This is a genomic window from Traorella massiliensis (assembly GCF_900104665.1).
Classification (GTDB): domain Bacteria; phylum Bacillota_I; class Bacilli_A; order Erysipelotrichales; family Erysipelotrichaceae; genus Traorella; species Traorella massiliensis.
The window spans coordinates 901,253-913,653 of record NZ_LT629969.1; the positions used below are offsets into that span (position 1 = coordinate 901,253).

A 12,401-nucleotide genomic window follows, 5' to 3' on the forward strand; every position below is an offset into this window, starting at 1 on the left:
AAACTATTCTACTTATATTTTATGTACTAAGCATTATTCAGCAAATATAATTGAAACAATGAGAAAGGAAATAAACGGACGTTTATGTATAAAAGTATGAAAAAATGTATTTCATTTCTCATATGTATGTTTTTGGCAGTTGTAACAACATTGGTTAATTTACCATTAAATATTCAAGCTGAACAATTATTAACTTATGTTATAGATGATTCAGATATTGGCAATGAATTATATCAAGTTCAGTATAATGGAGTTTGGGATAGTGGACCTAATTCTGCATGCTATAAAGAAACAGAACATTGGACAACGCCAAATATGTCTGATTGGACAAATGAATCATTATTACCAAGTTATACTATCAGATTTAAAGGTGAAAGAATTGAGCTTTATGGGCAAAAGCAGCCTAATTTAGGAATTTATGAAGTTTCTATAGATGGAGAATTTAAAGGGCTTATTGATGCACACCAGGAAGCTTATGAAAATCAAAAATTATTATTTGAGTCTGATCCATTAGCTGATGGAGAACACGTTATAACGGTAAAAATGACACATACAAAAAATGAAGCTTCAAATGCTTATGACGGACATTTTGATTTTGCAAAAGTATATGTTCAAGGTGAAACACCAAAAAATGTTACGATTGCAGAAGGAGATACATCTATAGAAATAGAGGATCAAATACAATTAACATTAAAAGTCGATCCTGAAGATGCAATCGTTAATTCAGATATTTTATGGAGTTCAAGTAATCCTAAAATTGCAAGTGTTGATCAGAATGGCACTGTTACGGCTCACAAAGTTGGAAAAACCAGAATAACTGTAACTCTCGATAATTATCAACTAACTTCAGAAATAATTTTAGAAGTTTTACCAAAACATAATGCAGCATATTCTAAAATTTTAGATGATATGGATGAAAAATTTCAATATGTAGGAAGTTGGGGTGTTGATGAAAACTTTGATTTATTCTATAGTGGTACAAATCACTGGACAACGACACCCAATGACTATGCAATATTGAATTTTGAAGGAACGGGTGTTGAATTATATGGAAGAGTTCAGCCAGGATTAGGAATATTTGATATTTATATAGATGATGTTTTTATTACTAGCATCGATGGTTATTCTCCAGATATGATTTATCACTATAAATTTTTTGAAAAATATGATCTTGAAGATGGAAAGCATTTACTAAAGATTATCAACACAGAAAATAAAAATCCAAGTTCTGGAGGAACTCAATGTTCAATTGATTTTGCAAAGATATATCACAATACGATAACCCCGGCTGCGGATTTTGAAATAGGTTTTGATACAATGCAATTACAATTAGGAGATCGATTGATTATTGATCCTATACTAGAGCCTGTTGACTCTAATGAAGAAGTTATTTGGAAGAGCACATCCCCAGAAATTGTATCTATTGATGCATATGGTGAAGTTACTGCAAATTCTTTGGGTACTGCGACTATTATTGGAACAATCCAAAATGGGATTTCTCATGAAATAAATGTTACAGTTGTCGAAGAAAGCAATCTGTATGCAATGTTTGGTAATTCAAATATACATTATCTTCAAAAGGATTATGATGAAATAGTAAATAAATATAGAACCGAATTCAACTTGTATAATTCTGATTTTGGATGGAAAAATGATCAAATAAATGCATTAATTGTTTTATTTACGAAACAATCAGAAATTAATCATGTTGAAGTTAAAGCTACAGACTTTAAGAATGAAAATGGATCGATTATCTCCAATGAACAGATTCAATTAAATTTTTTAAGGGAAAATTCGGTTGCAATAGGACAAGCAAGTCCGTTTAATATTCATTATGATATTCCAGATATTTTATCAGATGATACAAGCATCAATTTAGAAAAAGAAAGAGTTCGATCTGTCTGGATGAAAGTTATGATTCCAGAAAATGCAGACCCTGGATATTATACAGGAAATATTCAGATAACTTCTGATGATGCCTCTGTTTTATTACCTTATTCATTTGAGGTGATAAATTTGACACAACCATCCGTAGATGATTATCAAGGAAATTTAGAATTGTGGCAGTATCCAAATTCTGTAGCAAAATATTACAATATCGATGATTCAGAATTATATGGAGAGAAACATTTAGAATTATTATCTCAAAATATAAAAGAATACCGTTCAGCTGGAGGAAACACAATTACAGCTTCTATTACGGAGTATCCATGGGGTAAGGGACCACGCCCATATCTGTATCCATCAGAAGTAAAATGGATACAAAATGAAGATGGAACATTTAGTTTTGATTTTACTCACTTTGATAAGTGGGTTGAATTAAATATTTCATTGGGAGTAGATCAGCGAATTAAATGTTTCAGTATGTCTCCATATCATGAAATGGTTTACAGAGATGCTCTGACGGGTGAAGAAATATATGAAAGTTTGGAAGTTGGTTCAGAACGATGGAAAGAAGTTTGGGGCCAGTTTTTAGAAGTGTTTATCCCTCATCTTGATGAAAAAGGATGGTTTGATATGACCTATACGGCCACAGATGAAGTCGGTGAAAGTCATATTAACGCAATTTATGAATTGATTCAGAATTATCCAAATAAAGATGGAAAAACTTTGAAATTAGCTGCTGCTGTTAATTATGGAAATTTATCACAGACTACGTTGGACCGTATTGATGATATCTCAATATCATTAAATCATGTAGATTTAAGTGGGGATACAACTCGGCAAATTACTGAGGATAGACGTTCTAAAGGGTTAACGACCTCATTCTATACTTGTACCGGTATATATCCTAATAGTTTTGGATACAGCAATCCAGGAGAAAGTGCATGGACAATGTGGTTTAATGCTTCTCAAAAAATGGATGGTTTCTTAAGATGGGCTTATGATTGCTGGTTACAGAATCCTTATGAAAGCTTGGATTTTGAGGCATTTGAATCAGGCGATACCATGATTATTTATCCAGATGAAGACCATAACGCCGAATTACCACAAATTCACTCTACGCCACGATGGGAAAAATTAAAAGAAGGAAAACGTGATATTGAGAAAATTTATTATTTAGAAGAAAATTATCCAGAATTAGTAGATGAAATTGAACAAATGCTTCATTCACTAAAAGGTAGTTATACAGAAAATGATTCATCAAAAGAATTGATTAATCAGGAAGTAATGCGTATGAGGTATGAATTAAGAAGAATTTCTAAATTAGTAGAAACAGATAAGGGTGATTTAAAAGAAGTCATTGAGCTAGCTAATTCACTAAAAAAAGAACTTTATACCGATACCTCTTACGAAACTGTTCAGGATGAATTGAAATTAGCATTAGAAGTATACAATGATGAATTTGCTGATCAAGATACAATCAACGATCAAACACTTCGTTTGCAAAATGCTATCAATGCACTTGAATACAAGGATGCAGATTATACAACATTAAATGCAGCGATTTTAAAAGCAAGCAATTTAGATAAAACGTTATATAAAGACTTCTCAGAAGTGGAAAAAGCATTAGAAGCAGTAGTTCCCGATCTGGACATCACTCATCAGGAAGAAGTCGATTCGATGGCAAAAGCTATCGAAGATGCACTCAGTGCTCTTGAGTATAAAGATGCTGATTACAGTGCGGTAGAGAAGGCAAAGGAAAAAGTACCGGCTGATCTAAGCATCTATACAGAAGAATCTGTAAAAGCATTGAATGATGCACTAGCAGGTGTTGCAGAAGGCAAGGACATTACCGAACAGGAAGAAGTGGATGCCATGGCTAAAGCAATTGAGAATGCAATCAATGGACTTGTGAAGAAGGATACAGGAAAACCTGAGGATCCATCTGAACCAACAGATCCAGCAATTCCGGTTGAACCAGAGAATCCAACAACACCAAGTGAACCAGAAACACCAACAGATCCAGAAGGACCAAATACAAGTGACAATTATCAAGTTGCAGTATTTGCAGGATTGATGATTCTAAGCGCAGGAGTACTTGCTTTAATGTTTATCAGAAGAAAAAGAAATGTTAATTAAAGACTTGTAGTCTGTTGAACATTTTTTAATAAGAAGAGGTGGCCAATTTAATTTGTCATCTCTTTTTTAAGTTATGAATGATTTTAAGATGTTCGTGAAAAACTATATATGAATCATTTTAAAAATAAGCTATAATACAATTATGAAAAAACTAACATTAGAAAGCAAGATCAAAGACTTATATCAAAATCCAGTAGGGCATGATGCTTTATATAAAGTATTGATGCAATTAGGATTGAGTGAAAAACTTATTACAAATGCATTTGTGTCTAACTTAAAGCTAAAAACAGTCGCTAAAGTAACTCGTAAGCAATTAGGTGATTCCTTTTTTGATGCGTTGCTGCATTTGGTGAATATGGAAAAGGATATTCCATTTGTATCAAAGGGTGAAATTAAAAAAAAATGGTGGAAAGAAGCAGTTTTCTATCAAATTTACCCAAGAAGTTTTTATGATAGTAATAACGATGGTATTGGTGATTTAAGGGGCATTATCGAAAAACTGGATTATTTAGCGGATCTTGGAGTAGATGCGATATGGTTATCTCCGATCTATGATTCTCCAAATGATGATAATGGTTATGATATTCGAGATTATCATAAAATCATGAAAGAATTTGGAACGATGGAAGACTTTGATGAATTGCTTAATAAGGTTCATCAAAAAGGAATGAAACTAATCATGGATCTTGTAGTAAATCATACTTCAGATGAACATGAATGGTTTCAAAAAGCTTTACATGATCCTCAAAGCAAGTATCGTGATTATTATTTCCTTAGAGAGCAGGATACATTGCCAAATAATTGGACTTCTTTCTTTTCTGGATCTGCCTGGAATCATTATGAGAAGGAAAACTTATGGGTCTTACACTTATTCTCAAAAAAACAGATGGATCTAAACTGGGACAATCCTCATGTTCGGGAAGATATCATTGCGATGATCAATTGGTGGTTAGATAAAGGTGTCGATGGATTCCGTATGGATGTCATTAACTATATATCCAAAGAAAATGGTCTGCCATCTGGAAATGAAACCATTGGAAAAATGATGGGCTATACAGGTATTGAACATTACTATTATGGGCCTCATCTACATGAATACTTACATGAGATCCATAAAAATGCTTTCGCAAAACATGATGCCTTTTCTGTAGGTGAGACACCGGGTTTAGGAATGAAGATGGCACAGTTAGTAACTGGCGAAGAAAGGGAAGAGTTAGATATGATCTTTTCCTTTGATCATTTAGAAACACCAGGTCATATACGTTTTGAGGATTATGCTTATGACCTAAATTATTTTCGGGATTATATGATTGAATGGATCGAAAATTATGGCAATAACTGCTGGATGTCCATTTTCTACAATAATCATGATAATCCTCGAATGATCTCTAAGATTTCTAGTAAAAAAGAATATCATGAATCAATTGCTATTTTACTAGCCGTCATGCAAATGACTTTAAAAGGAACTCCTTTTATCTTCCAAGGAGATGAAATGGGTTTAGTTAATTATCCATTTTCATCTATGGCACAAATCAGTGATGTCGAATCAAAAGGTTATTATGAAGAGCATATTCAAACACAGTCTCATGAAGAAGTCTTTAAAACAATTCTTGCAGGGACTCGTGAACATACACGTGTTTTGTTGCCATGGAATAAGAAATTTCCAGATCATCATCAAGGACTGAATCAGACAATGAATGAGAATGTATACAAGGCTTATAAAGAATTGATTTGTTTAAGAAAAAGTGATATACAATTAATATATGGTGATTTTAACGTATTAAATAAAAAGAAAAATCGTTTTACTTACCAAAGGAATGATTATCTTATCGATTGTAACTTAGGTGAAAAACAACAAAAGGCTTATCCTGTAGATGAAAGCTATGAATGTATCTTTCCTAAAAAAGTTGTTTCAGATAAGTTACAGGCTTATGAAGCTAGAATTTTTAGAAAGAGGGGTTGAAAATGAAAGTATTATTGATCAATGGAAGTCCAAGAGTCAATGGTAATACGGCTATTGCTCTTAATGAAATGGTGAAGGTGTTTCAAGAAGAAGGAATTGAAAGCGAAGTTATACAGATCGGACAAAAGGATATCCGTGGATGTATTGCTTGTGGCAGCTGTTATAAGACTGGAAAGTGTGTTTTCAATGATATCGTAAATGAGTGTGCTGCGAAATTTGAAGAAAGTGATGGTTTGGTTATCGCAAGTCCTGTTTATTATGCCTCCGCAAATGGTACTTTGATTTCATTTTTAGATCGTTTATTTTATAGCTCTCATTTTGACAAATGTATGAAAGTAGGTGCCAGTGTTACGATTGCCAGACGTGGTGGATGCTCAGCTACTTTTGATGAGTTGAATAAATATTTTACGATCAATAGTATGCCAGTTGCATCCAGTCAGTATTGGAATAGTGTTCACGGAGCTAAGACTGGTGAAGCGAATGAAGATTTAGAAGGTCTGCAAACAATGCGTACACTTGCAAGAAATGTGTCCTTTTTAATGAAGAGCATTGCTTTAGGTAAAGAAAAATATGGTTTGCCTGAAAAAGAAGCTCGTCAGTCAACAAATTTTATTCGCTAAAAATACTACAATTATGTATAAGTAAAAAATAAAAATCAGTATGACTAAAAAGGTTTTTACATCATGTAGAAACCTTTTTATAATTTTTTCTTCAAAATGTAGACATTTTGAGAAACTTTGAAAAGACTTTAAAAATCTCTAATAATCCACTTTATTGCTTCTTTTTCATTATAATACCTTTGAAAGAAATTGTCTGCTTTATCGTTCGCTATCTTTGAATGGAAAGGAGACAGAAATGAAATTCAAGAAGTTATGCAGTTTAGTGCTTTCGGCATTTATGGCACTAACGCTAGGAAGCTATACACTCTCTGCTACTGAGACGAGTGATAGCGATGCCGACAAGTGGGACGTTTCTAAATCAAAAAGTGCTGAAAGAATTGATGAAGACAAATGGGAAGTAACTTTATCATTACCTTCAAAAGAATATGTCCCTACGAGTGATGTTGTATTTGTTTTAGACAGATCAAGCAGCTCTGTGATGACAGATGTAAAAGCAAAGGCTAACGAATTACTTGCTCAGCTTGCTTCTAAAACAGGCGAAGGAAAAGGTACGATCAATGTAGCTGTAGTAAATTTTGATTATGAAGCTCATGTTGACCTAGAATTAACTGAATTGACCGAAGATAGTCTTGAAACAATTCAAAATGCTATAAATTCTACAACAAAGAGCGGAACAAACCTTGAAGCAGGTATCTTAGCAGGTACTAAGATCTTAGATGAAGATACAGATGTTCCTGCAGAAAATAAATATCTTGTTTTAGTATCAGATGGTATCACGCATTCATGGAATGAAAACCACGTAGCTGGTGGTCAGACAATGACAACGTATTGGAAAACCAATAACGATGGTACGATCAATTCCTATGATGGAACGACACCTTATTTATATTTCAGAGGTGAAAATAAGATTACTTCCTATGAAAGTCTAATTTCTACGATGCAGAATGATCCTTCGGTATTTACTGACGAATATGATCGCCCATATGGATTAAAGCTTGATGATCTAGGTGAAGGTGACTGCATAGTATCAAATGGTTTAACTATACAAAATGCACCATTCCCTAATGTTTATTCACAGGTTGAATTAGCTACATATTATGCAGCTTCGGCTTGGCAGAATTTAAATGATTCCTATCATACAGTTAGCCTATACTGGGAAGTGAATAATGAAGAATATCCTCTAAGTGTTGATTTGATGAAAAATGTGCTTGGAGCATCTTCAGTTGAAGAGAACATTGATCAGGTATTTACTGAATTACAGAATGAAATCATTTACTTGCTTGATAGCGGTAGTGTCACAGATGTGATTGGTGAAGATTTTGTTTTAGATGAAAGTGTTCCTTTCAGTGTAACTGTAAATGGTGAAGAAGTTGATTTAAGTACAACAGAGGATTATGCTGTTTCTCATTCAAATGGAGTTATTACTTGGGATATCAATGTTCCAGTGAAAAAGGATGAGCCTGTTCAGTTAAAATATACAGTAAAATTAAAAGACAGTGCAAAGGCAGAAGCAGGTTCTTTTACTACGCCAACCAATGAGTCAGCTGTCTTAGATTATAAAGATTCAAATGGAAATAGTGGTAATGAAGCATTTGAAAAACCACAGGCATCTTATGAAATTGGAATTCTAGAAGTAACACATCGCTATGATGAAAGTGTTGGAGAAAAGGATCAGACATTGTCACTTCCGGAAAAATTCACTTCTGAACCATTGATCGTTGATTGGACAGAAAAGCATTTTGCTAAGGAAGATGCTGCTAATACTGTCTCATACGATGGATTTGAAGTTGAAGTAAACGTAACATATCCAGATACAGAAACTGTCACAATGTCTATTGATGAGTTTAATCAATTAAATGAAAATGGACTTTTAGCAAAAGCGGGTGTTACAAGCGTAGAATATGTTTATACAACTGTACAGAATCCGGTGATTGATGATAACACACCTGATGATACAGATGACACAGAAACAAACACTCCAAATACGGGTGATACACTTCATATGTATTTGATAGCTGCTGCATGCGCTATGTTAATTTTATGTGCAATTGCTTTTTTAGATTTTAAAAAGGAATTTACAAATTAAATAGCATGAACATTGTAAAACTGCGGCAGGAGATATCTCAAATCATACAGGATGAAGTGAAAACAGAAAATGTCATGGAAGCTGTATTGAAATATAAAAAAGAAGAGGAAGAAGAACGTAAAGAAAAGATCGTGAATGGTATAAGGGCTGCTCAGGATAAGGGAATCGTTTTTGGCAGACCAAGAAAAAAGATTCCTGCTCAGTTTGAAGTCGTATATGAAATGTATGTCAGTCATCGTCTTTCAAGTCGTTCTGCAGCAAAAATGTTGAATGTTGCGCAAAGTACTTTTCTAAAATGGTGCAGCGAACATGTAAATTAAGAAACAGCTAAATGCTGTTTCTTTTATGTAAAATATTGAAAAAAAATTAAATCTGTGATAATGTCTTTATATTCTTGATTTATTTCAAGAGGGAGGTAAAATATGGAGAAGTTTTTTAAACTGAAGGAAAACGGAACCAACGTATCTACTGAAGTCGTAGCCGGTATTACAACGTTTTTTGCGATGGCCTATATTATTGCTGTCAATCCGAATACGTTAAGTCAGGCAGGTATGGAATGGGGCGCTGTTTTCTTAGCAACGATTATTTCTGCTGTAGTGGGTACGCTGATCATGGGATTAGTGGCCAATGTTCCTTATGCGCAAGCACCTGGAATGGGGTTAAACGCTTTTTTTGTTTATACGGTTTGCTTTCAATTAGGGTTTAGCTGGCAGCAGGCATTATCGATGGTGTTTATTTGTGGATTGATCAATATCTTTATTACAGTTACTAAAGTAAGAAAAGTAATTATCAAAGCAATTCCAAAATCTCTTCAGAATGCCATTGGTGGTGGAATCGGTGTTTTTATTGCTTATTTAGGTTTCTTAAATGTTGGCTTTATTAATTTTGATAGTGGAGTTCCTGCTATTTCGACATTAAATCAGCCAGTATTATGGGTTTTCTTGATTGGGCTTTTATTAGCAGTCGTATTGACTTTAAAAAATGTTAAGGGTGGCATTTTGATTGCAATCGTGGTTACAACTCTTTTGGGAATTCCATTTGGGGTTACGACAACTGCAAATACGGTAAGTTTTATGGATGCTGTAAATGCATTGCCATCTACATTTGGTGTCATCTTCACTTCTGCTGGTCTGCCTTCATTGTTTACTGATCCAGCGAAAATTCCATTGGTGATCATCACTATTTTCGCATTCAGTATGTCAGATACGTTTGATACGATCGGTACATTTATTGGAACCGGAAAAAGAAGTGGAATTTTCTCTGATGAAGATGAAAAGGCACTTGAGAGTGGTAGCGGATTTAGTTCTAAGATGGATAAAGCATTGTTTGCCGATGCAACAGCAACTTCTATCGGAGCTATTTTTGGTACTTCTAATACAACAACTTATGTAGAAAGTGCAGCTGGTATTGGTGCTGGAGGAAGAACGGGATTAACTTCTGTAGTAACAGCTATTTGCTTTGCATTAAGTGCTTTTTTAGCTACTTTTGTAAGTGCAATTCCTTCTGCAGCAACAGCACCTGCTTTGATCATTGTTGGATGTATGATGGTTTCTTCATTTGCTCAGATCAACTGGGCTGACTTAGAAGAAGCAGTTCCTGCATTCTTTGCTGGATTATTCATGGCTCTGTGCTACAGTATTTCATATGGTATTGCCAGTGGCTTTATCTTTTACTGCATCGTTAAGATCGTTAAAAAGCAGGCAAAAGAAATTCATCCAATTATTGCGGTAGTTGCTCTTTTATTCATTTTAAACTTTGTCTTGCTTGCTATTATATAAATTTATATATAAATGAAATAAGACTGTTAAACAGTTTATCGTTGATAGCTGATTAACAGTCTTTTGTTTTAACCTTTAGGTAATAACAAAAGAACTAAGAGAGAATTCATTTCAATAGGTTTCCTGTTTATAATGAAAATGTAAAACATAATACATTTATTGAAGTAATCAGGAGGAAAACAATGAAGAAAAGAGAGTTAGGCAAAAGTGGTTTGTTTGTTTCACCAATAGGTTTAGGATGTATGGGCTTTTCGCATGCCTATGGAAAACCAACTGATAGAAATGAAGCGATTGAAATGATTCGTGAAGCAGTAAAAATAGGTTATACTTTTTTTGATACAGCTGAAATTTATGGTTCAGAAGAGAATCCTCATGAAAATGAAGAAATTGTGGGTGAAGCTTTAAAACCATATAGGGACCAGGTAGTAATATCTACCAAGTTTGGTATTCGTTTTGATACAGAAAGCGAGCAGTATCCAAGTCCTCTAATTCCAGATGCTCGTGAAGAAGTGATTTGAAAATCAGTAGATGAATCTCTTCAACGATTACAGGTAGATACGATCGATCTATATTTTCAACATCGTATCGATCCACATGTTGAACCAGAGAAAGTTGCAAAGGTAATGAAGGAATTGATTGCGGAAGGTAAGATTGCTCATTGGGGTGTTTCTGAGGCTGATGAGGAATATATTCGTCGGGCTCATGCAGTATGTCCTATTACAGCGATTCAAAATCGTTATTCGATGATGGCTCGTCATTATGAGAAACTTTTTCCTGTGTTAGAAGAACTAGGAATTGGTTTTGTTGCTTTTTCGCCGATTGCAAACGGTTTTTTAAGTGGTAAATATGGCAAGGATAGTCATTTTGATAAACGTGTAGATTATCGAAGTGCTATGCCGCAATTTACAGATGATGCGATCGATGAGAATCAGCAGTTATTAGATTTATTAAGAACGATTGCAGAGCAGAAGAATGCAACCTGTGCACAGATATCATTAGCATGGATGCTTTCTAAAAAACCATATTTAAGTGCAATACCAGGAACTCGAAAAATTGAACGATTAAAGGAAAATTTTGAAGCCTGTGAAATTGAATTAAGTCAGGAAGAAATTAAGAGGATCGATCAAAAACTAAATGAAATCCCGATGTCTGCCGTATTTGGCGTCTCCAGTAAGAAAGTAGAGGAATGAAATGAAATATCCAAAAGTGATTTGTCATATGTTAACTTCCATGAATGGAAAGATTGATGGCGATTATATGTCAAACAAAGAATGTACAGGTGCATTGAAAGCTTATAATCAAATTAGAACAGAATATGATGCACAGGCGGTTGTTTATGGACAGGTTACTATGAAAGAAGGATATGCATCAGGAGAGTGGGTTTCTTCTAACACAGTGATCTTAAATGATCATCGAGAAGATCATATCGCTTTGCATACGAGTTATTATATTGTCTCTTTGGACCCTAAAGGAACTCTTGCTTTTGACTCGAATTTTATCGAGCGTAAGGGCAGACCCTCAGCTCATATTATTCAGGTAGTAAGTAGTTCAGTATCAGATGCTTATTTAAGTTATTTACGTGATAAAAATATTTCTTATATCATCAGTGAGAGTGAAAAAATTGATTGCTGTGTTTTGCTGGAAAAGTTAAGAACTTACTTTAATATAGAAAAAGTAATGATTGCTGGAGGAGGATTATGCAATGATTCCTTTTTACAACAAGATCTAATTGACGAAATCAGTCTGGTGATTGCACCACTTAGTGAATCTGAAAAGTCAGCGACTTCCTTTGAAGCGATGGATCATCATTCTATGCCTAAATCATTTCATCTAGCCGATGTAAAAAGACTTGATGGGGATGCTGCATGGCTTGTTTATAAAAAATAATGGAAATGAATGGGTAAAGATCAAAGCTTTATCCTTTTTCTTTT

7 protein-coding genes and 1 pseudogene are annotated in these 12,401 nt (G+C 34.1%); all 8 read left to right on the forward strand.

Annotation, left to right across the window (positions count from 1 at the left end; all coding sequences use genetic code 11):
* Positions 1 to 96: 96 nt before the first annotated feature.
* Positions 97 to 4,023, forward strand: coding sequence for a glycoside hydrolase domain-containing protein (locus tag BQ5367_RS11670; RefSeq protein ID WP_161940493.1), 3,927 nt, complete (start codon positions 97 to 99; stop codon positions 4,021 to 4,023).
* Positions 4,024 to 4,165: 142 nt separating this feature from the next.
* A complete protein-coding gene (locus BQ5367_RS11675; RefSeq protein ID WP_071442651.1) occupies positions 4,166 to 5,986 on the forward strand; it encodes an alpha-glucosidase in 1,821 nt (606 codons plus the stop codon).
* 2 nt (positions 5,987 to 5,988) lie between these two features.
* Positions 5,989 to 6,606: a flavodoxin family protein gene (locus BQ5367_RS11680; protein ID WP_071442652.1), complete on the forward strand. Its 618-nt coding sequence runs from the start codon at positions 5,989 to 5,991 to the stop codon at positions 6,604 to 6,606.
* A 235-nt stretch (positions 6,607 to 6,841) separates the two neighbouring features.
* A complete protein-coding gene (locus BQ5367_RS11685) occupies positions 6,842 to 8,692 on the forward strand; it encodes a vWA domain-containing protein (protein ID WP_071442653.1) in 1,851 nt (616 codons plus the stop codon).
* Between the two features lie 5 nt (positions 8,693 to 8,697).
* Entirely contained in the window at positions 8,698 to 9,012 is a 315-nt protein-coding gene (locus tag BQ5367_RS11690) for a hypothetical protein (protein WP_071442654.1), read from the forward strand.
* Positions 9,013 to 9,114: 102 nt separating this feature from the next.
* On the forward strand, positions 9,115 to 10,470 hold the full coding sequence (locus tag BQ5367_RS11695) for an NCS2 family permease (protein WP_071442655.1): 1,356 nt from the start codon (positions 9,115 to 9,117) through the stop codon (positions 10,468 to 10,470).
* 182 nt (positions 10,471 to 10,652) lie between these two features.
* A pseudogene (locus BQ5367_RS11700) lies at positions 10,653 to 11,660 on the forward strand (aldo/keto reductase).
* Between the two features lies 1 nt (position 11,661).
* Positions 11,662 to 12,357 carry a dihydrofolate reductase family protein gene (locus BQ5367_RS11705; protein WP_071442656.1) on the forward strand — a complete coding sequence of 232 codons (696 nt, stop codon included), beginning with the start codon at positions 11,662 to 11,664 and terminating at the stop codon, positions 12,355 to 12,357.
* Positions 12,358 to 12,401 lie beyond the last annotated feature (44 nt).